Source organism: Rhizobium sophoriradicis, from assembly GCF_025200795.1.
Taxonomy (GTDB): domain Bacteria; phylum Pseudomonadota; class Alphaproteobacteria; order Rhizobiales; family Rhizobiaceae; genus Rhizobium; species Rhizobium sophoriradicis.
The window spans coordinates 1-18946 of record NZ_CP104153.1 but is presented as its reverse complement, the minus strand read 5'-3'; the positions used below and the strand labels follow the sequence as shown (position 1 = coordinate 18946).

General features: G+C 61.2%; 22 protein-coding genes and 1 pseudogene. 4 read left to right on the top strand and 19 right to left on the bottom strand.

Translation table 11 applies throughout. The features are described 5' to 3' along the window. Window positions 1–35 precede the first annotated feature (35 nt). Window positions 36–824: a taurine ABC transporter ATP-binding protein gene (locus tag N2597_RS22135; RefSeq protein ID WP_183596082.1), complete on the top strand. Its 789-nt coding sequence runs from the start codon at window positions 36–38 to the stop codon at window positions 822–824. Beyond that, window positions 821–1675: an ABC transporter permease subunit gene (locus N2597_RS22130; protein ID WP_183596080.1), complete on the top strand. Its 855-nt coding sequence runs from the start codon at window positions 821–823 to the stop codon at window positions 1673–1675. Before N2597_RS22135 ends, N2597_RS22130 begins: the two co-directional genes overlap by 4 nt. 61 nt (window positions 1676–1736) lie before the next feature. On the opposite strand, the gene N2597_RS22125 is transcribed toward N2597_RS22130, so the two are convergent. The 16 genes from N2597_RS22125 to N2597_RS22050 form a co-directional block, all read right to left on the bottom strand. Next, window positions 1737–2453, bottom strand: a complete 717-nt coding sequence (locus N2597_RS22125; protein ID WP_183596078.1) for a gamma-glutamylcyclotransferase — start codon at window positions 2451–2453, stop codon at window positions 1737–1739. A 57-nt stretch (window positions 2454–2510) separates the two neighbouring features. After that, window positions 2511–2819 carry a hypothetical protein gene (locus tag N2597_RS22120; RefSeq protein ID WP_040112598.1) on the bottom strand — a complete coding sequence of 103 codons (309 nt, stop codon included), beginning with the start codon at window positions 2817–2819 and terminating at the stop codon, window positions 2511–2513. 11 nt (window positions 2820–2830) lie between these two features. Further along, window positions 2831–3412, bottom strand: coding sequence for an RBBP9/YdeN family alpha/beta hydrolase (locus tag N2597_RS22115; RefSeq protein ID WP_040112597.1), 582 nt, complete (start codon window positions 3410–3412; stop codon window positions 2831–2833). Next, window positions 3409–3561 carry a hypothetical protein gene (locus N2597_RS22110; protein WP_010055201.1) on the bottom strand — a complete coding sequence of 51 codons (153 nt, stop codon included), beginning with the start codon at window positions 3559–3561 and terminating at the stop codon, window positions 3409–3411. Before N2597_RS22110 ends, N2597_RS22115 begins: the two co-directional genes overlap by 4 nt. Before the next feature lie 13 nt (window positions 3562–3574). Continuing rightward, window positions 3575–3739, bottom strand: a complete 165-nt coding sequence (locus tag N2597_RS22105) for a hypothetical protein (protein ID WP_010055200.1) — start codon at window positions 3737–3739, stop codon at window positions 3575–3577. Between the two features lie 12 nt (window positions 3740–3751). Beyond that, window positions 3752–3940, bottom strand: coding sequence for a hypothetical protein (locus N2597_RS22100; protein WP_010055199.1), 189 nt, complete (start codon window positions 3938–3940; stop codon window positions 3752–3754). A gap of 34 nt (window positions 3941–3974) precedes the next feature. After that, window positions 3975–4535, bottom strand: coding sequence for an FMN reductase (gene msuE, locus N2597_RS22095; RefSeq protein ID WP_040112595.1), 561 nt, complete (start codon window positions 4533–4535; stop codon window positions 3975–3977). Between the two features lie 108 nt (window positions 4536–4643). After that, entirely contained in the window at window positions 4644–5240 is a 597-nt protein-coding gene (locus N2597_RS22090; RefSeq protein ID WP_183596076.1) for a 2-hydroxychromene-2-carboxylate isomerase, read from the bottom strand. Window positions 5241–5306: 66 nt separating this feature from the next. Then, window positions 5307–6341 carry an LLM class flavin-dependent oxidoreductase gene (locus N2597_RS22085; protein WP_183596074.1) on the bottom strand — a complete coding sequence of 345 codons (1035 nt, stop codon included), beginning with the start codon at window positions 6339–6341 and terminating at the stop codon, window positions 5307–5309. 17 nt (window positions 6342–6358) lie between these two features. Beyond that, complete coding sequence (locus N2597_RS22080; protein ID WP_406549629.1) at window positions 6359–7279, bottom strand: ABC transporter substrate-binding protein; 921 nt, start codon at window positions 7277–7279, stop codon at window positions 6359–6361. Between the two features lie 89 nt (window positions 7280–7368). Continuing rightward, window positions 7369–8313 (bottom strand): ABC transporter substrate-binding protein, encoded by a 945-nt coding sequence (locus N2597_RS22075; protein ID WP_183596070.1) that lies wholly within the window; start codon window positions 8311–8313, stop codon window positions 7369–7371. 92 nt (window positions 8314–8405) lie between these two features. Continuing rightward, window positions 8406–10181, bottom strand: a complete 1776-nt coding sequence (locus N2597_RS22070; RefSeq protein ID WP_183596068.1) for an ATP-binding cassette domain-containing protein — start codon at window positions 10179–10181, stop codon at window positions 8406–8408. 36 nt (window positions 10182–10217) lie between these two features. Further along, a complete protein-coding gene (locus N2597_RS22065; RefSeq protein WP_080711114.1) occupies window positions 10218–10769 on the bottom strand; it encodes a GNAT family N-acetyltransferase in 552 nt (183 codons plus the stop codon). A gap of 8 nt (window positions 10770–10777) precedes the next feature. Next, the gene (locus N2597_RS22060; protein ID WP_040112589.1) at window positions 10778–11977 is read right to left on the bottom strand and encodes a M20 aminoacylase family protein; all 1200 of its coding nucleotides are present in this window, start codon (window positions 11975–11977) and stop codon (window positions 10778–10780) included. An 18-nt stretch (window positions 11978–11995) separates the two neighbouring features. After that, complete coding sequence (locus tag N2597_RS22055; protein WP_040112588.1) at window positions 11996–13345, bottom strand: LLM class flavin-dependent oxidoreductase; 1350 nt, start codon at window positions 13343–13345, stop codon at window positions 11996–11998. 24 nt (window positions 13346–13369) lie between these two features. After that, on the bottom strand, window positions 13370–14362 hold the full coding sequence (locus N2597_RS22050; RefSeq protein WP_040112587.1) for an MsnO8 family LLM class oxidoreductase: 993 nt from the start codon (window positions 14360–14362) through the stop codon (window positions 13370–13372). A gap of 217 nt (window positions 14363–14579) precedes the next feature. Here N2597_RS22050 and N2597_RS22045 point away from each other — a divergent pair, with 217 nt between their 5' ends. Together N2597_RS22045 and N2597_RS22040 are read left to right on the top strand one after the other, a co-directional pair. Continuing rightward, window positions 14580–14861 (top strand): type II toxin-antitoxin system Phd/YefM family antitoxin, encoded by a 282-nt coding sequence (locus N2597_RS22045; protein WP_040112586.1) that lies wholly within the window; start codon window positions 14580–14582, stop codon window positions 14859–14861. Next, window positions 14861–15228, top strand: a pseudogene (locus N2597_RS22040) (type II toxin-antitoxin system RelE/ParE family toxin). Before N2597_RS22045 ends, N2597_RS22040 begins: the two are co-directional and overlap by 1 nt. Before the next feature lie 19 nt (window positions 15229–15247). On the opposite strand, the gene repC reads toward N2597_RS22040, so the two are convergent. From repC to repA, 3 genes are all read right to left on the bottom strand, one after another. After that, on the bottom strand, window positions 15248–16552 hold the full coding sequence (gene repC / locus N2597_RS22035; RefSeq protein WP_183596066.1) for a plasmid replication protein RepC: 1305 nt from the start codon (window positions 16550–16552) through the stop codon (window positions 15248–15250). A gap of 175 nt (window positions 16553–16727) precedes the next feature. Next, complete coding sequence (repB, locus tag N2597_RS22030) at window positions 16728–17732, bottom strand: plasmid partitioning protein RepB (protein ID WP_183596064.1); 1005 nt, start codon at window positions 17730–17732, stop codon at window positions 16728–16730. Next, window positions 17729–18946, bottom strand: a complete 1218-nt coding sequence (gene repA / locus N2597_RS22025) for a plasmid partitioning protein RepA (RefSeq protein WP_040143221.1) — start codon at window positions 18944–18946, stop codon at window positions 17729–17731. Before repA ends, repB begins: the two co-directional genes overlap by 4 nt.

Genomic DNA, 18946 nt, shown 5'->3' with positions numbered 1-18946 from the left:
ACTTTCGCGCCGGCATCGAACTTGCGAGCGGCACTATGCTTAAAGTCGATCATGCGAGCGTTTTCTTTGCAGCCCGCGACGGGCGGACCGTCCACGCGCTCGATCGCGTTTCCTTAGATATCCCCGAGCGGGGTTTCGTGGTCGCGCTCGGCGCGTCGGGATGCGGCAAATCAACCCTTCTCAATGCGATTGCCGGTTTTCTTCCGTTGTCGGATGGCCGGATCACGCTCGATGGCCGCGCCGTCGAACGGCCGGGTGCTGATCGCGGCGTCGTCTTTCAGAAAGATTCGCTGCTGCCCTGGAAATCGGTGGCCGACAATGTCGCGCTCGGCCTGAAATTTGCCGGCGTCAACCGCAAGGAGCGGCAATCGCGCGCGCTCGAGCTGCTGCGGCTCGTCGGTCTCGACGAATTCGCCAATGCGTTTCCCTATGAGCTGTCGGGCGGCATGCGCCAGCGGGTCGGTATCGCCCGGGCTCTTGCGACCAATCCGGATATCCTGCTGATGGACGAGCCTTTCGGCGCGCTCGACAGCCTGACACGGGAGCAGATGCAGGAACTGCTGGTTTCCGTCTGGAACAAGACGGCGAAGAAGGCTTTCTTCATCACCCATTCGATCGAAGAGGCGCTGTTTCTCGGCACGCAGGTGCTCGTCATGTCGCCTCGGCCGGGGCGCGTCGTTGCCCGCTTCGATCTCGATTTTATCAGACGCTTCGCCGAAACCGGCGACGCACGATCGATCAAGGCCTCGCCGCAATTTGCCGAGCTGCGTGAGGAGATCCGCGCCATTCTCCACAGCAGCGAAGATTTGAGGAGCGCCGCATGAGCGATGTAATGCAGTCCTCGCCGGCTGCGGCGCAGAGAGAGAACCGCCAGGTCAAGCTGGTGAAGATGGCCGGCTTCGGCGCCGGCGAGAGATCAACGGTCGCCATCAGTGTTGCCACTGCCCTGGCAATTCTGCTGCTGTGGTGGCTCGTCGCGGCCCTTGGCATAGTCCCTCACCTTTTCCTGCCGCGGCCCGATGAGGTGCTGACGCAGATCGGCGTCATCTATCGCGATGGTTACGCCGGTGCGTCGCTTTCTGAACACGTCGCTGCAAGTCTGTTCCGCATCGTCGTCGCAGCGCTGATCGCCATCTCTGCCGGTATTCCGCTCGGATTGCTCATGGGCCTGAACCGCTGGGCCAAAGGGGTGCTCGATGCGCCGATCGAGTTCTACTGGCCGCTTCCGCCGCTCTCCTACCTGCCGCTGATGATCATCTGGCTCGGGATCGGCGAAACCTCGAAGATCACGCTGCTGGTGCTGGCGATGTTTGCGCCGATCTGCCTTTCGGCCCAGGCGGGCGTTCGTTCGCTGCCGATCGAGCGCGTCAATGCCGCCCGTTCGCTGGGTGCCAACCGGCTACAGCTCTTCATCGACATCGTCCTGCCGTCGGCCCTGCCCGAAATCCTCACCGGCGTCCGCATTGCGCTCGGCGTCGGCTGGAGCACGCTGGTTGCGGCCGAATTGATCGCCTCTACGCGCGGGATCGGTTTCATGATCATGTCGGCGTCGCAGTTCCTGGCAACCGACGTTGTCTTTGTCGGCATTGCCATCATCGCGGTCTGCGCCTTCACCTTCTCGGCCGCCATCCGTTTCCTGGAGACCTACCTTGTACCCTGGAAGGGCAAGCTCTGAGGGAACATGCAAGCAATTCAAAACGTCAAAGCGCCGCGGGTCTGAAGAGACGCAACGGCGCTTAACGGCTTTGCGTGATGTCGTTAAGGCCATGGATCGACAGGAGTTCGGCTGCGACGAGCTTCTGGAGGCGCCATAAATTGCGATCACGAATGCCGCGTTCTTCCAGATGCTTCACCGTCAGATAGAGATATTCGGCGCAAGAGCCCACGTGTCCGCAGGCCCTGGCAAGCACGCGCGCCACCGTCTCCAAGGGCAATTTCCGCGAAACGCGCTCCCCCTTCGGGCCAGCCCAAAAAACCAACGCGCGCACGAAGCCATGTCGGGTCTCGACAGGAATCCAGCGAACCGTCGCCGCATCTTCGATCGTGCCGACCTCACGGCGGATCAAGCGTCGAATCTGGCCAAGGCGATCTTCATCGGCAAGTCTGAACAGGATGCCGTTGCATCGTCCGCCCCGATCAAGAGCCATCATGAGGCCAGGCTGAGCCTGGGTTCCCCGCCATCGTGTCATCTTCAGGCAAAAGGACCGATGCCAACCCCTGGCTGCGCCGCGCTGCCACTCGACCGCATCGAAATCCGGCTTCCATATTAATGATCCATAGGCAAAAACCCAGAGCGGCGCGCCGGCGGATTCCTGCAGCAGCCGCCTGGCGAACGTCTCCACCTCCATCTCGGTCAGCGGTGTCCGGTGCGGCTCGGGACCGGGATCAAGCTCGGGGCGAAGGCTGAGCGACACGAGCTCGTTCGTGAGAGCCATGCCGGTTGCGCCGAACATCCGGACCTCGCTTCGCCGCATCAAAGCCTGCCTATGCTCGGTGAAATCCCTCGCCTTTCAATGCACCGTAAATCTGGCCGCATCGGCCTGGCGCCGCTGCAGGCTGCGGATCAACATCGCGGCCTCCCTGACGATTGCCGCAAATGTCGTATCGTCAGCCTCGGCGATCCTGCCAGTCATGTCGTGGATGATCGTCGTCAAATGAATGATCGAATGGCGATGTTGCGCCTCGTCAGGCCCAATTTCAGCATCGGCCATGGCAAGCAGCGTCTGCACCAGGCGCTCCATGGTTTGCCGGCGCCTGCTCCTCGGGTCGGCATTCGGATCTTCGCTGAGGCGCAGGAGATCGTCGATGATATCGGACATTCCGCTTCCATTCACATCGCAAAAGCCGGCCGCGCGAAAACGTTGCGCCTTCGATCGCCAGCGCGCATCTTCAAGGCATCCAGCAGCCGGTAGCCGGTTCGCCAGCGGCCAAAACCGCTGGCGATATTGATGTGGCCGGCAAGGCCGATATTCCTGGTCTCGGCTTTCCACAGGCGGCCAAACAAGGTCAGCCGATCGACTGTCATGTAGGCGTCGTTCATGCTGCCGACGACGATGCTCGGAAATGGCAGAGGCGCCGTCGGCATGCCGCCGAAGGCGATATGCCCGGGATGCAGATTTTCCGTGGCCGGGAGATCGCAGGGCGCAACGAGCAATGCTCCCTTCACGCGGCGGGCAGCGCTTCGTCCGGCCAGCCTGGCGGCGAGCAGGCATCCGAGACTATGGGCAACCAGATAGGCTTCGCCAGCCTCTTCAAGCGCTTCTTCCAATCGCGGCAGCCAGCTGTCGAGGGTGGGATGATCCCAATCCTCCTGAGCGACAAAATGGCTGCCCGGCTGATCCTGCAGCCAGTGCTGTTGCCAATGCCCCTCTCCCGAGCCGAACAATCCGGGAAGAATGAGGACTTCGCTCATTGGATCAGCCCGATTACCAGCGCGAAGAGGAAGGTGAAGGAACCGACGATCGTGCATATTCCGGCCGCATGCCTGAGCTGCGATATGAGGTTTCCTGTTGCTCTTCTGGTGTCGTGCCGACTGACGCCGGTCTCAACAGCAATCGCCATCCCGCCACCCTCCTCAATACCAAAGTCCAGGCATCGAGCCCCAATAGTGAAGCTCGTATTCGCGCGCCGACCGGTCCTGCTGCTCGTCGCGGGTGACCATTGCGTCGGCAGGCTTTCGCAGCTGGCGCTGGAAGCGGGCGATCGCAGCCTTCAGCCAGAGATGGAAATCAAGCTTCATGCGAACCTCCTGTCAGGAACTGGTAGGTTGGGGAATCAACGAATGACGTTGCGCATTGGCGAGAAGATCGCGCAGCGATGCAGTCGGCCCGTAGAGCATAAGCAGGCGGTTCTCCTCGCGCTTGGCCAGCCGATATCGGCGGGCAAAGTCAAAGACACTCCAGATTTGCTCGCTTGATCCCGGCGGGCCTGCATCATCCATCGCTGCCTCCTGAGAACGAAGTTCGTGACGCGCCTTATTCGGCCGCCGCAACTGCCGGTCTTGTCTCTGGAAAGAAGGCCGACAATTCGCCGACCACTTCGCCGATGCGGTTCGAAAGCGCATCGGATGAAACCGCGTAATCCGCAAAATCACGGTCGGACGCATAGACGGCAGTCGGCAGCGTATGGGCCATGAAGAAACCGAACAGCGGCCGAAGCTGATGCTCGACCATCAAGGCATGCCGGTCGCCGCCGCCGGTTGCCGTAATGATGATCGGCTTCGCGCGAAGCTCCTGTGGATCGATGAGATCGATGAGGTGTTTGAAAAGGCCGGGGTAGGAGCCCTTGTAAGTCGGCGAACCAATAATCAACACGTCGGCCCTTACGATCTCGTCGACAACTCGCCTGGCCTGCTCGTCGAGGTCCTTGCGCCACAAGGCGCCGCCCAGCGACGGACCGACATCGTGCAGATCATAGGTTTTGCTCGAAAAGCCGTATCTGATGCTGGCGCGTTCGGCGACATGCCGGACGAGCGCCAATGTCTTCGATGGGCGGTTGAAGCTGCCGGCAATGCCGACGAGTTTGAAACCTGACATGGTTTTTCCTCTCTATGGTTGCTTCAAATATTGTCTATAAAATTACTCGATTAAAGGAATGTGCATCTCTCCTTCGGGGTTCGATTGAAAAAAGATTCGCCTTTAAGTCTACGGTCTGTCGCCGCGCAGATGACGCTCGAGGAAGGGCAGGTTGTCCTGGCCCCAATAGAGCTCCCCGTCATAGATATAACTGGGAAAACCGAAGACGCCGCTGTCGCGCGCATGCACCCGGTCTGCCGACCACTTGTTCTGAACGTCGTCGTGGGCTTGGCGCCTGAGAAGCGCTACGCCATCGAAACCTGCTGATGTAACGATCGCCTCGCGTATATCAGCCTTGCCGATATCCCTGGCCTCGCTCCAAAAAGCATGCTGCAGGGCGCGGGCAATGCCAATCCAATCCTGCCCGTCGAGATAGGCGGCGATCACGAAGAGGGAGGCCGGCGTCGGATCGCTGAGCTCCGGCCGATGTTCCAGCCACAATTCCTTGCCACGCACGCGCGCCCAGCGTTTGAGGTCCCGCGTCCAATAGGCGCGGCGGATCTCCGGCCGGTTGCGCGAGAAGATGCCACCATTCTCCTCGACCACCGTCGTCAGATAAGGCGTGACGACGACGTCATTCTTCGCCGCCAGTTCGGTAAAGGCATCGAAGCCGATGTGGGACCAGGGCGAGCCGATCGAAAAGAAATATTCCACCGATTTGGTCACTGACGAATGCTCCTGCTAGGATGATTGTTTGATGGCGAATGGGTGACGTTGTCTGCCGACGGCCCCTCAGGAAGCGGCCCGAATTTCCGGCTGCGCTTTCCATCCGAGCTCCGGGGCGATTCTTGTGACGAAGTCGTGGAGGATCTGGCGGTATTCCTCGTGCTCGAACTCGTAAGGGAGCTCCAGCCGCAACTCGCTGACCTCGGGCAGGATCGGATCGGCGAAAAGCTGCTCCAAGATTTCTTCCGATGTGCCGACGATATCGCGGGCGAACAAGGTACGCCGCTCGCCCTGCGGCGAAAGCGTCCGCTGATGGCGGCCGTCGGCATAATCGCGGTAGCGGCGCCGCGTTGCCGCATCGGCGCTGTCGAAAGGCACGATGACGCGGCCGAGCGCGACGCGGCGCGGCGTTCCAGAGTCGCGATAGGTTTTAATCAGCCTGGATTGGGCAACGAAGAAATCGTCGGTCCCCTCCCCCGTTATCACATTCCCGGTCAACAGGTTGAAGCCGTTGCGGCCGGCCCAGCCGGCCGAACGCTGCGACCCGCCGCCATACCAGATTCGGTCAATCAGTCCTTTGGCATAGGGCTGCAGGCGCGGCCGCTGCGGGCCAAGGGGCGTCTTGATAAAGGTCTCGTCGTCGCCGAGATAGGTGCCGCGCAGATTGTCGGCAAAACGCAGCACGCGGTCATGCGAGAAATCGTAGCTCGTCCAGTCACCGTCGAAGGCGAGCGGGCCGATCAGCTCGGCATGCAGCGGCCGGCCGGCGCTGACGCCGATATTCAGCCGTCCGCGTGAGAGGACATCAACCGTGGCAAGGTCCTCGGCCAACCGGTAGGGGCTCTCATAGCCGATCGGAATGACCGCCGTTCCGAGCTCGATCCGGCTGGTGCGCTGGGTGGCCGCCGCAAGAAAGGCGCTGGCGGAGGAGATCCCCGGCTCCAGGTGCCGCTGGCGGACCCAGGCGCTGTCGAAGCCGAGTTTCTCGCCATAATGCAGTTCCTGGAGCGCCTGCTCCAGTCCCGACAAGGGATCATCGCCGGAATAGTTGCCGGGGGTGAGGAAGCCGATATGGCTGATCGATATATCGCCGCCGCTCATGTCATGTCTTCCGCTGATCAATATTTCGGCAGGCCGGGCGGATTGGTCTCGGATGCCGGCAAGGCTTCTTCGGAAAGATGCCAATGGTCGAGAATTCTTGCATAGGTGCCGTCCTTAATGAGGCCATTGGTGGCGATGGTCAGCGCATCGGCGAGCCCGCTTCCCTTGCGGGTGGCGATGGCGACATCCGATCGATCCGGCCAGCCGGCGCTCAGGGTGCCCACCCGCTTGATGTTCTTGTCGCGCGTCGCGATGAAAACGAGTTGGGCATGCGGCTGGACGATGACATCGGCGCGACCCGAACGCAGCGCAAGAAGGCTCGCCGCCTCGTCGTCGTAATATTGCAGTTCGATTGGCTTCAGGCCTGCGGCGACGTCCTCTTCGCTCCACTTAACCAGGATACGCTCCTGGTTGGTGCCGGCGCCGACGATGATCCTCAGACCCGCCGCATCCTTCGGTTCCTTGATCGAGGTGATGGGATTGTCAGATTTCACGAAGAAACCATGCAGGCCCTGGCGGTAGGTGGAGAAATCAAACTTCTCCTTGCGCTGCTCGGTTACGCCGACATTGGAGATCACGGCATCATATTTGCCCGATGTAAGGCCGAGCGGCCAGTCGATCCAGGCGACCGGGACGATCTCCAGCGTCAGGCCGAGGCTGTCGGCAATGGCATAGGCGTAATCGGGATCGGCGCCGACCACGGTCTTGGCATCGGTGGCGTAAGTCGCAAGCGGCGGGCCGCCAGGGCTGACGGCGATGGTGAACTTGCCTGGCGTAACGAACTTGAATTCCTTGGGAATCGCGGCGATCGCCGCATCGTTCCTGGCTGCAGGAAGCCTGCCCGGCTGTTGCGGGCTCAGGTCAAAATCATCGGCCGCATGGGCGGCACCGAGGCCAGTCAAGGCTGCCGTCAGCGCCGCGAAGAAAAAGCTGCGGATATCAAGAAAACTCGCCACGTTCGATATGTCTCCGTTTGCAATGGAAGGCAGGGACGGACCAGCTCAAACGGCCGTCCGTCCCGTAAACATTACGAACCGCTCTTCGGCAGGCCGGGCGGGTTGGTCTGGGCCTTGTCGATCGCCTCCGGACCGAGATTCCAGGTGTCGAGGATCTTCTTGTAAGCGCCGCTGGCGATCAGATCGTTGACGACATTGGTGACGGGCGCCGCCAGACCGCTGCCCTTGCGCGTGGTGACGGCGATTTCGGCGGTGATCGGCCAGCCGCCGCTGACTGTGCCGACAAGTTTGGTCTTGCCGTTGATCCCCGCCGCATAGGCTTGGGTGGCGTTGACGCTGAAGACGGCATCGGCCCTGTCGGACTGGACGGCGAGGTCCTTCACCGCATCGTCGTCGTAATATTGGACCTCGATCGGCTTCAGGCCGGCCGCGACGTTCTGGCGGTCCCATTCGAGCAGGATCTTCTCTTGGTTGGTGCCGGCATCGGTAATGACCTTCAGGCCAGCAATATCCTTCGGCGCCTTGATCGATGTGATCGGGTTCTCGGCCCTGACGTAGAAACCGAGCTCATCCTTGCGGTAGGTCGAGAAATCGAACTTTTGCTTGCGCTCTTCCGTCACCGTGACGTTCGAGATCACAGCATCGAACTTGCCGGAGGTGAGTCCCAGCGGCCAATCGGCCCAAGCGACGGAAACGAGATTGAGCTTCAGGCCCAGGCTGTCGGCAATCGCCTGGGCGAGATCGACGTCATAACCGATGACGGTCTTGGAATCGGAGGCATAGTCGTGCAGGGGCAGATTGCCGCTCGAGCTGATGCCGACGGTGAAGACTCCGTTTTCAACAAACTTGAAGTCCTTGATTTCAGCGATGCGCTTCTCGTTCTTCTCCACCCGCAGCCGGTTCGGCTGTTCGGGGCTGAGATCGAACTTCTGCTGCGCCTGAGCGGAACCTAAACCGATCGCTCCAATGGCGATGGCTCCCGCTATGAGAAGCCTAACTCTATCTGTAAATGCCATGCCCCTTCTCCATTTCATCTTAAGGTTGTGGTTATTGTCATTCGACCCGAGCAGCCCGTCGCGGCCCGGCATTTCGCCAGCGCTGTCAGGCGCTAGAGAACCTTGGCGAGGAATTCGCGTGTCCGCGGGTGCTCCGCTTGCGTGAAAACACGTGCCGGCGGACCGGCCTCCAGAATGCGGCCGCTGTCCATGAAGACGACGGTATCGGCGACTTCGCGGGCAAAGCCGATTTCATGGGTGACGATGACGAGCGTCGTTCCGGTGCGGGCGAGCTCCTTGATGACGTCGAGCACCTCGCCGACGAGTTCCGGATCGAGTGCGGACGTCGGCTCATCGAAGAGCAGCACCTTTGGGCGGAGCGCCAGCGCCCGGGCGATCGCGACACGCTGCTGCTGGCCGCCGGAGAGCTGACGCGGATAGGCATTGATCTTGTCGCTGAGACCGACGCGTGCCAGCAGCTCCTGCGCCAGCTGCACGGCTTCCTTACGGCCGACGCCGCGAACTTCGATCGGCGCCTCGACCAAGTTTTCGAGTACGGTCAGGTGCGGGAAGAGATTGAAGCTCTGGAAGACCATGCCGATATCGGCGCGGCGCTTGAGGATCTCTTTCTCCTTGAGCTCATAGAGTGTGTCGCCCTTCCTGCTGTAGCCAACAAACTCGCCGTCGACGGAGATGAAGCCCTCGTCGACACGCTCCAGGTGATTGATCGACCGCAGCAGCGTCGACTTACCCGAACCGGAGGGGCCGAGAATGGCGGTCACGCTGCCGGCCGGCAGGTTGAGCTCGACACGGTCGAGCACCTTCAGCGAGCCGAAGCTTTTCGAGATGCCGTGGATGCGCACCGCACCGCCTGCCCGCAGAGCCCCCGCATCATGGAAACCGAGATTACGCGCCTTGTCGGCCACACTCTCGAGAACCGGCAGCGGGCGGCGGAAGCGTTCGAAAAATGCCTGGAAAGGCAGCGGTGTTGGATTGCGAACGGCGCCCTTGGAGAAGTAGCGCTCGATATAGTGCTGGGCGACCGACAGCACGGTCATGATGATCAGATACCATACCGTCGCGACCATCAGCAGCGGAATGACTTCGAGATTGCGGCGGTAGATCACTTGGACGGTGTAGAACAGCTCCGGCAGCGCCAGCACATAGACGACCGACGTGCTTTTCGCCAATCCGATGAGCTCGTTGAACCCGGTCGGCAGGATGGAGCGCATCGCCTGCGGCAGCACGATGCGGAAGGCCTGGCGGCGGCGCGGCAGACCGAGCGCGGCAGCTGCTTCCAGCTGCCCATGATCGACAGAGAGAATGCCGCCGCGGACGATCTCGGCGAAGAAGGCCGATTGGTTGAGCGTGAGGCCAAGGAAGGCGGCGGCGAAAGGCGTCAGCAACTGCACGGTCGGATAGTCGAACAAGACCGTGTCGGTGAACGGGACGCCGATCCTGATCGTTTCGTAGAGATAGCCGAGATTGTTCAATATCAGCAGCAGCACGATCATCGGGATCGAGCGCAGCAGCCAGATATAGCCCCAGGAAAGTCCCGATAGCAGCGGCGACCTGGAGACGCGGGCGAGCGCCAGGGCTGTTCCGAGGATGGAGCCCGATATGGCGGCAAGCGCGGTCAGCAGCAATGTCCTGCCAAGGCCGACCAGCACCGGTTCGGCGAAGAACCATTCGGCAAAGACGCCCCAGCCCCAACGCGGATTGGTGAAGGTGGAATAGAGCACGGCGACGATGACGACAGCGGCGAAGATCGTGCCCGCCAGCCTTTCGGGATGGCGCGCCGGCACGATGCGGAAACGGGAATGATCCTGCTTCGGTTCTGCCGTTCTGCTGCCGGGCTCAATGCCGGCGAAATCCGTCGTCAGTGCCATTCTTGCTTCCCTTTTATGATTATCGTCGTGTCGCGTTCAGAGATTTGCACCGGCCACGCGCAGGCGAGGTTCGGCCGCCTCGGCTCCGAAGACCGGCGGAACGATATGGGTGATGTCCTTCTCGAACGGCAGGCTCTTGTAGATCTCGGGGTCGGCTGACGTGTCGAAGAGAGCGGTGTAGCCATCATTCAGGTAGAGGCCGACGGCCTCGGGCTGGCGGAAGCCGGTGGTCAGATAGATCCTCGTATATCCCTGGCGGGCCGCCTGAGCTTCCAGCTCCATCAGCACTTTGCGGGCAAGGCCCTGGCGGCGCAGGTCCGAGCGTGTCCAGATGCGTTTGAACTCGGCGGTACGATCGTCGTAATGCTTGAAGGCGCCGCCGCCGATGGTTTCGCCATTGCGGATCAGCAGGAGAAAATTGCCGTGAGGCGGCGCGAAGGCTTCGGGGGGGTAGCGGTTCAATTCAGCTGCAGCGCCTTCGGCATTGAAATAGGTGCCGTAGCGGCTGTCATATTCGTGGATCAATTCATCGATCAGCGGCTTGGCGCGGGGATCGAGGGGGCTCGTATAGAGAAACGTATCGCTCATATCGTTCGTCACCCATTGTCTTCAGTGAGGAATGTTTCGGCGAGCCGGACCCAGTAGCGGGCTGCCGGCGCGATGATCGCGTCGTTGAAATCGTAGTGGGCGCTGTGGAGAGGCGCACTGTCGCCGTTGCCGACGAAGAGGTAGCTGCCTGGATTGGCCTGCAGCATGAAGGCGAAATCTTCGCTCGCGGTTCGCGGTCGGAAATCCTTCTCGATCGCCGCAAGGCCGAGCGTGTCATAGGCGACATCGCGGGCAAAGGCCGTCTCCTTGGGATGATTGACCAGCGCCGGAAAACCGAGCCGGTAGTTGACATCAGCCGCCGCGCCGAAGCTTTCGGCCTGGGCACGCGCAAGGGCTGGAATGCGCTCCTGCAGCAGCTGGCGAACCTCCTCGCTGAAGGCCCGCATGGTCAGTTTCATCTCCACGCTCTCGGGGATGACATTCGAGGCGGAGCCGGCATGGATCGAGCCGACAGTGGCGACCGCCATATCCTGCGGATCGACATTGCGCGAGACGACGCTCTGCAGGGCCGTGATGAAAGAGGCCGAAGCCAGCACCGGATCGACGGCGCGGTGCGGCTCGGCGCCGTGGCCGCCTTTTCCGACGATCCTGATGACCGCCTGGTCTACAGACGCCATGGCCGGGCCGGTGACGAAGCCGAACTGGCCCGCCGGCACGCCCGGCCAGTTGTGCAGTCCGAAGACCGCATCGACAGGAAAGCGCTCGAACAGGCCCTCGGCGATCATCTTGCGGGCGCCGGCGCCGATTTCCTCGGCGGGCTGGAAGATCAGCCTGAGCGTGCCGCTGAAATTGCCGCTTTCGGCGAGATAGCGGGCGGCGGCGAGCAGGATCGACGTATGCCCGTCATGGCCGCAGGCATGCATGACGCCGGGATTGCTGCTGGCATAGGCAAGGTCGCTCGCCTCCTCGATCGGCAGCGCGTCCATGTCGGCGCGGATGCCGATCCGCTTCCGGCCTTCGCCGCGTCTGAGGGTGGCGACGATGCCGGTGCCGGCAATGCCCGTCGCCACCTCATAGCCCCAGGAGGAAAGGCGGGACGCCACAATCTTGCTGGTCCTGAGCTCCTGGAAGGCAAGCTCCGGATATTGGTGCAGATCGTGGCGAAGCGCGATGATCTCATCGAGATAAGCGGCGATGCCCTTCTCGATCGGATCGTTGCTGCGCGTGTTCAGAGCGATGGTGTCCATGGCGGTTCGCTCGGCGCCTCAGGCGCCGATAGCCTTTCCGGGCTCGAGCTGATCGGCGCCGGCCGCATACCGGCTTTCCCGGAAGGGCAGGCCCAGATGATCGCGCAGCGTCTCGCCCTTCAGAACCGGATCGAAATAGCCGCGCGCAGTCAGGATCGGCAGGACGTGCTCGGCGAAGTCGTCGAAGCCTTCGGCGATGACGGGGAAGCCGAGAATGAAGCCGTCGGCGGCGCCATAATCCACCCAACGGATGATCTCATCGGCGATATGCTCCCCCGTGCCGATGAAGGCGGTGCGCGGTGTCGCCGAATCCAGCGCGACCTGGCGGAGCGTCAGCCCCTTCTCCCGCGCTGTTCGTTTGATCCGGTCGGTGGTGGCGCGGAAATTGTTCCTGCCGATATCACCGAGCTCGGGGAACGCTTCATCGAGCGGGTAGACGCTGAAATCGTGATGATCGAAGAACCGGCCGAGATAGAGAAGCGCCTCCTCGATCGTGACGAGATCGCGGATCGCCTGATACTTGGCTTCCGCCTCCTCGGCTGTCCTGCCGACGATGGGGCCAATGCCGGGATAGACGCCGACTTCGGCCGCGGGCCGTCCATGCGCGATGACGCTATCCTTGAGCTGACGATAGAAGCCTCGCGCCTCTTCGAACGGCCCGCCATTGGTGAAGACGGCATCGGCATGCTTGCCGGCAAGCCTGATGCCGGAATCCGAAGCGCCCGCCTGGAAGACGACGGGCTGGCCCTGCTTCGAGCGGCCAATATTGAGCGGTCCTTCGATGCGGAAGAACCGGCCCTTATGGTTGAGGCGATGCATCTTCGCCTTGTCGACAAAGACGCCGGTCTCGCGATTGCGCACGAAAGCATCATCGTCCCAGGAATCCCATAGACCCTTTAGCGCGTCGATATAATCCTCGGCGATCTCGTAGCGGAGCTCGTGCTCGGGATGTTCACGGCTGTAATTCCTGCCAGAACCCTCGAGCGGCGAGGTCACCGCATTCCACCCTGCCCTGCCGCCGCTGATGAGATCGATCGAGGCAAACTGGCGGGCAATGGTGAAGGGATCGCTGTAGGAAGTCGAGACCGTGCCAACGAGGCCGATCTTCGAGGTGGAAGCGGCCAGCGCCGAGAGAATGGCGATCGGCTCGAACCGGTTGAGGAAATGCGGGATCGACTGCTCGTTGATGTAAAGCCCGTCGGCGACGAAGGCGAAAGCGATGCCGGCCGCCTCAGCCTTGCGTGCCGTCCTCACGAAGAAGTCGAAATTGACGCTGGCATCGGCCGGTCCGCTTGGATGTTTCCAGGCATTCATATGGCCGCCGGGACCCTGCAGCATGATGCCGAACGTGACGTGTTTCTGAGCCATGGGATCGATCCTCCTTGGAAAGGGTCAGGCGACGAGGGAAAGCCGCTCGGCGGCGAGCAGCTCGATGGAGGCAAGGCGGTCGGCGGTTGAAAGCGCCGGCGTGTCGAGCACGAATTCCTTGACGCCGTAGCGGCGATGCAGCTCGTCCAGTTCCTTGCGGATCTGCTGTGCCGTGCCGTGCAGCACACTCGGCACCTTCTCCTCGATGCGGTAATCGGTGACGCCGGCCTGGCGGGCAAATTCGGCAGCCTGCTCCGCGCTGCCGACATTGACGGTCTGACCGTTCGGCAGGAACACTTTGACGATGCGCAGCTTGCCGACACGCTCGCGGGCATAATCCGCGCTTTCGGCGGCAAAGGCTGCGAGCGCCAGGATGGGTCGTTTGCCGCCGGATGCCCGCTCGTAGGCCTCGAAGGTACTGCGCAGATTGTCAGGATCACCGTTCAGGTGACCGGCAAAGACCAGTTCCCAGCCCTTCTCGGCCGCGAGTTTGGCGCTCTCGACGCTGGCCCCGAGCAGGAAACGCTCCGGAGCCGTCGGCGGGAAAGGAGTAGCCTGCGCGCCTTGGTAACTGGGGTCGGCCGCGAGATAGGTGTTGAGATCGGAAAGCTGGCTCGCAAAATCCGGCTTCCTGGACGGATCGACGGCAAGCTGCAAGGCGCGCGTCGACAGCGGAAAGCCGCCGGGTGCCTTGCCGACGCCGAGATCGACGCGGCCAGGCGCAAGCGATGCCAGGAGATTGAAGGTCTCAGCAACCTTATAGGCGCTGTAGTGCTGCAGCATCACGCCGCCGGAGCCAACCCGGATCCTCGATGTTTTCGCGAGAAGATAGGCTATCAGCGCTTCCGGCGCGGAACTCGCCAGGTTGGACATGTTGTGATGTTCGGCGACCCAGAAACGGTGATATCCGAGTTCCTCGGCCCGGGCGGCAATCTTGACCGTCGCCCGCAGCGCATCCGCTCCGGTGAGGCCCTGTTCGATCGGGCTTTTGTCGAGAAGGCTGAGGAGGTAGGTCATAACGCCACGATCCACTCACTAGTTGCAATATGTATTCTATAAAATCAGTAGACAATTATGATTATAAGAAATCACATTCTGTTTCGAGGACATTGGGAGGAAAAAAGCAGCCGTAGCCGAGACGGAAATTCGAATTCGGGAATGCGCTCCGCCATTCTCGTGATCTTCCAATCGACCGTTCAATGACCTAAATCCTGGTCAAAATGGAGTAGTCGCAATGAAGCTGTCAGGACAGGTCAAACTGATCAGCTATCTCAAGGCGCATGCGTCAGAGATTATCCGAGCGCCGAAGGACAATCCGCAGCCCGTCGTCATTACCTTTCACGGCGAGGCCAAAGCGATCCCTCAGGATGTCGCCCAATATGAAGAAACGCAGGAGACGGTGGCGCTGCTGAAGGTGCTGGCGCTCACCAATCGACAGGTCGAGGAAGGCAAGCTGCGCCCTGCATCGGAATCCTTCGCCCGCATCCGCAAACGTCTGGCCGCCAACCAGTCCTGATGCGTTATCGAGTTCTCTCGCCGAGGACGCGGAACGCGCCGTCGAGGATCTTTATCGCCTCATGCAGCCCGCGACGGCGCCGAGACGGCAGAGCGCATCCTGAGCGAAATCGAAAGCGCCTGCCGACGTCGATGAATCAAGAAATATTCCGAAAGAGCTCACCACTATCTGCCCCACCGAATACCGCGAACTGCACCACAAGCCCTGGCGTATGATCTACCGTATCATCGGCACCGAGGTCGTCGTCTACTGCGTGGCGGACGGACGTCGCGACATGCAGACCTTCCTGGAACGAAGGCTCATCCTAACATTCGGCATATCCCCTCTCCTTCGGCATCGCCGCCGACGCTTATCCGAGCATGGATGACCCGGACGAACGCCGAAAACTATCCCGCCTTTCGGCCGGCCACCGCATTTGCCCGCAGGAGCGCCATGAGCATCGGGCCGATCGCGAACTCTCCCTTTTCACTTCGCCGCGTCAGGTCGCGGAGGTAGCCACCGGCCGAATTGATATGGCCGCCGCGCTCAAGGATGCATGCCATCACCGTCGCGGCATTTTCCGGTCCCATTGCGTTAGCAGCCTCCTCGTAGGCTGACGGACTGACGCCGAGCATCGATCGCACGGTCACAGCCGCGGTCATCAAGTCACGCCAGTTGCGGACTTCGCCGTCCGGACCGTAAGCAAGGATTTCAGGGCAGGCCTGCAGAACCAGGCCGAGCGGGAAGGATTTCAGCCCGCCGGCATCATCGCGCGTCCCCGGTCCTCGACCTTGCCTCTTCTCCTGCCGGCCCGGATGTGCAATCGCAGCCCTCCCCTCTTCCAGCGTCACGGCCCCTCGCCCATTGTCTTGCATCGGCGTCGCGCCCTGCTTCGTTTCGAAGCTTGGTTCAAGTTCAGAGATGGATTCGGGGTTTGAATTCTGTATGTGACGCTCGATATAATCGGCATTGCCGCGCTGTTTTGTCGATTTAACTCGATTTTCCAGCCGGTTAAGAATATCCGCCCTGAGCGCCGTCAATTCATCCAGTAATTGTTCGAGCTGTGCCGTCGTCGGCGATCGCGGCAGGCCTTCGATCAGAGCCCGAAACTCCTGATGAAGGACCTGCCAATCTCCCTGAACCTCCTCTTCGACGGCGGCTTCAATCAGCTTGGCGATATCGCGGCGGAAAAGCGTGATGCATTCGCGCAGGCGCTGGACGTGCAGTCTCTCGGCCATCACCTCGGCGGCCAGCTGTTCGATCTCCTCGGCGCGGGCAAGCAGCGGCGCCAGCGAGAAGCCGAAGGCGTCGTTGACCTCCCCCGCCCTGTCCCGGCGGGAATAACGCTTGCCGTTGGGACTGTCCTTGCGCAGCAGAAGGCCCGCCTCGACGAGTGCGGCAAGATGGCGCCGCACGGTCTGCTCGGCCATGCCGTGCGTTCTGAGCGAAAGCTGGACATTCGATGGGAATACGACCAACCCGTTTTCCTGGGTCAGCTCGTTCTTGGGATAAAAGCTTAAGAGCGCATTGAGCACGGCCAGTGCGCGATCGCTGATGCCAAGCAGCGGCTTTGCTTCGCACAGCGCACGAAACAGCTTCCATTTGTCGACCGATTGATCCGGCCTGATTTCACCTGCCATCACCTGGCTGGCGAGCATGCCAAGCGTCATCGACCGCCGCCCGAACGGCGTCGTTATACTTCCGGTTTCCATCTCTTCCACCTCGACGAGGCAAAAGAAATCCGCTCACCAAAACGGCGCCAAAAACTCTTGACAGCGATTCTCGGAAGTGCGATTCTCGGAGGTGTTCAGGACTACGAGGAAAGCTTCCGTGACGGTGACGTTCGGGGGCTTTTTTCTTTTGCGCGTTATCTCCTAATCCGAATTGTCAGCTGACAATCGGCTTAACTGCCTCATTTTCCTCTTCGAACTCGGTGGCGAGGCCTGCCAACCGCCGAGCGAGGAATTCTGAAAACGCCCCCGATTTGGCGGTGATGCGAAAGGTTTTTCCGGAGCGGGTTACTGAAGCCAGCTGCGCGCCGCCTTGGGTACGAAGCGTCTGCTCGCTCCGCTGCGGCGCGCTTTTTTCCTCAAGTGCCTTCCAGATGATGTCGAAACGGCTGTTGGTCTCCCGTGCATCGAATCCAGCGGTATGGATCGCGGCCTGTGCCTTTTTCTGTCCGCCGGCTTCCCTGTATTTCTCAGCAAAGGCCAACCAGCGCGGACGCCCGACCTTGGGAGCCGGGCCGATGGCCAGAATGATCTCGGGGTCAATCGTCTGCGCTACTTGCAGGAGCCTCGACGTTTCAGGCTTGTCCGTCGCCAGTGCCTTAGCAATCATATCGCGGTTGAAGCCGTGTTCGTCCATACGGCGCGCAAACAGCGCCCGTTCGATGAAGCTCAGATCGACACGGGGACCGTTTTCCTGGCCCTGTGCGAGGATCAGTTCTTCATCCGTGAGCTTGCGCACCACGGCCTTAACAGGAATTCCGATCTCCGCGGCTGCGCGCAGGCGCCTATGACCATAGGCTGCCTGGTAATGCCCAGCCTTGACCGGATCCGGGCGCACCAGAATCGGAACCTGCTGCCCGCTTCCCTGGATCGATTGCTTCAACCGCTCGAATTCGGGATCTTCATCGACCGGAATGCGGTCGCGAATAAAGGACATCTCGACGGCAGCCGGATCGATCTCCAGCACCTTGTCGCCGGAGGCCAGCGATTCCCGCAGCGCCTTGGCAGCCGCCGCTTCCTCACCTAGCCTCCCGAGCGACAGGTTCATCGCCTTGACCGCGCCTGAGGGCCGATGCGGCGGCGGCGCGCTTGGCGCCTCCGGGCGCGCCGGCTCCACGGCGCCAACCATGCTTTTCAGGATATCGCGACCTTTTGGGCTCATGTCCTGCTCCATGCACTTCGAATGAGTTGCTCGACCTCGGCATTGACATTGTCGACAGACTCGACGCCGCGGTCATAGGTCTGGCGATGCATCGTCTCGCGTCCCGCCTCGTAGATCGTCTGCTTGGACAGGCCCGCATCTGAAACCGCCGTTGACTTGACCATCATCGAGGTAAGTACACGCTCGCCGAACAGGCTGCGCAGGAAGGCGACGATCTGCGCCTGCGGTCCATCATTGGCCTCATAACGGGTGACCAGATAGCGCATCCAGTCATAATCGAGATTGCCGCCAGCCTGCTTGACCACGGACAGAAGGTCGGAGGTCATCGTCAGGAACTGGTTCATCGAGGCTACGTCGAGCATCTGCGGATGAACGGTGATGAGCACGGAGGTGGCGGCGCAGAGAGCCGACAGCGTCAGGAAGCCGAGGGTAGGTGGGCAATCGATGATGACGACGTCGTAGCTCTGCTCCAACGAATGCAGCGCATTGCCGACCCGCATGAAGAACATGTCCTTGTCGTCGCGGTTGGTATCGGCCAGCGCCCTTGGAGTATCGTGTTCGAACTCGTGCAGTTCTAGATTGCCAGGGATCAGGTCGAGACCGGGGAAATAGGTTTGGCGGACAATGTCAGCGACGTCGCGGCGTGTCTCGTCATACTTGATGGCGCCGTAAAGCGTCTCGTTTTCGCCGACATCGAACTCCGGCTGATATCCGAGCATGGCAGACATCGATGCCTGCGGGTCGAGGTCGACGGCCAGGACGCGGTAGCCGCGAAGCGCCAGGAACTGCGCCAGATGGATGGATGTCGTCGTCTTGCCGGAGCCACCCTTGAAATTGGTAACTGCGATCACCTGCAGATGATCGCCCGGTCGGCGCATCGGCAGGTAGGATGGTTTGGTGCGCCCGAGATGCTGGCGCATCGCATGGATTTCCTCGAGCGAGAACACCCGGCGGCCGGTCGCTGTTTTTTCGGGATTGATGCTCTCCACCTGGGCGGCGAGGTGGCGAACATAGCTGTCGGTGACGCCGAGCAGTTTGGCTGCCTCGGTGCTGCTGAACCGCCGCAGCGACTTTCGGGCATGGGGCGAAAACAGCCGCTCGAACAGCACTTGCAGCTGGCTGCTGAGCATCATCGAGTCTTGTGCAATGGTCTCATCGATCGAGACCTGACTCGCTCTTTTGGCTTTTTCAACAATCGCGGCCTTGGTCGGCAT

What these genes read in the sequence shown, in the direction of transcription:
- N2597_RS22115 (WP_040112597.1), bottom strand. Translation starts at nt 3,412, where the DNA reads ATGAGCGAAGTCCTCATTCTTCCCGGATTGTTCGGCTCGGGAGAGGGG.
- N2597_RS22050 (WP_040112587.1), bottom strand. Translation starts at nt 14,362, where the DNA reads ATGACCTACCTCCTCAGCCTTCTCGACAAAAGCCCGATCGAACAGGGC.
- N2597_RS22045 (WP_040112586.1), top strand. Translation starts at nt 14,580, where the DNA reads ATGAAGCTGTCAGGACAGGTCAAACTGATCAGCTATCTCAAGGCGCAT.
- N2597_RS22120 (WP_040112598.1), bottom strand. Translation starts at nt 2,819, where the DNA reads ATGTCCGATATCATCGACGATCTCCTGCGCCTCAGCGAAGATCCGAAT.
- N2597_RS22055 (WP_040112588.1), bottom strand. Translation starts at nt 13,345, where the DNA reads ATGGCTCAGAAACACGTCACGTTCGGCATCATGCTGCAGGGTCCCGGC.
- repA (WP_040143221.1), bottom strand. Translation starts at nt 18,946, where the DNA reads ATGCCGACCAAGGCCGCGATTGTTGAAAAAGCCAAAAGAGCGAGTCAG.
- N2597_RS22125 (WP_183596078.1), bottom strand. Translation starts at nt 2,453, where the DNA reads ATGTTCGGCGCAACCGGCATGGCTCTCACGAACGAGCTCGTGTCGCTC.
- N2597_RS22105 (WP_010055200.1), bottom strand. Translation starts at nt 3,739, where the DNA reads ATGAAGCTTGATTTCCATCTCTGGCTGAAGGCTGCGATCGCCCGCTTC.
- N2597_RS22085 (WP_183596074.1), bottom strand. Translation starts at nt 6,341, where the DNA reads ATGAGCGGCGGCGATATATCGATCAGCCATATCGGCTTCCTCACCCCC.
- repC (WP_183596066.1), bottom strand. Translation starts at nt 16,552, where the DNA reads ATGGAAACCGGAAGTATAACGACGCCGTTCGGGCGGCGGTCGATGACG.
- N2597_RS22110 (WP_010055201.1), bottom strand. Translation starts at nt 3,561, where the DNA reads ATGGCGATTGCTGTTGAGACCGGCGTCAGTCGGCACGACACCAGAAGA.
- N2597_RS22135 (WP_183596082.1), top strand. Translation starts at nt 36, where the DNA reads ATGCTTAAAGTCGATCATGCGAGCGTTTTCTTTGCAGCCCGCGACGGG.
- N2597_RS22130 (WP_183596080.1), top strand. Translation starts at nt 821, where the DNA reads ATGAGCGATGTAATGCAGTCCTCGCCGGCTGCGGCGCAGAGAGAGAAC.
- msuE (WP_040112595.1), bottom strand. Translation starts at nt 4,535, where the DNA reads ATGTCAGGTTTCAAACTCGTCGGCATTGCCGGCAGCTTCAACCGCCCA.
- N2597_RS22060 (WP_040112589.1), bottom strand. Translation starts at nt 11,977, where the DNA reads ATGGACACCATCGCTCTGAACACGCGCAGCAACGATCCGATCGAGAAG.
- N2597_RS22070 (WP_183596068.1), bottom strand. Translation starts at nt 10,181, where the DNA reads ATGGCACTGACGACGGATTTCGCCGGCATTGAGCCCGGCAGCAGAACG.
- N2597_RS22100 (WP_010055199.1), bottom strand. Translation starts at nt 3,940, where the DNA reads ATGGATGATGCAGGCCCGCCGGGATCAAGCGAGCAAATCTGGAGTGTC.
- N2597_RS22075 (WP_183596070.1), bottom strand. Translation starts at nt 8,313, where the DNA reads ATGGCATTTACAGATAGAGTTAGGCTTCTCATAGCGGGAGCCATCGCC.
- N2597_RS22065 (WP_080711114.1), bottom strand. Translation starts at nt 10,769, where the DNA reads ATGAGCGATACGTTTCTCTATACGAGCCCCCTCGATCCCCGCGCCAAG.
- repB (WP_183596064.1), bottom strand. Translation starts at nt 17,732, where the DNA reads ATGAGCCCAAAAGGTCGCGATATCCTGAAAAGCATGGTTGGCGCCGTG.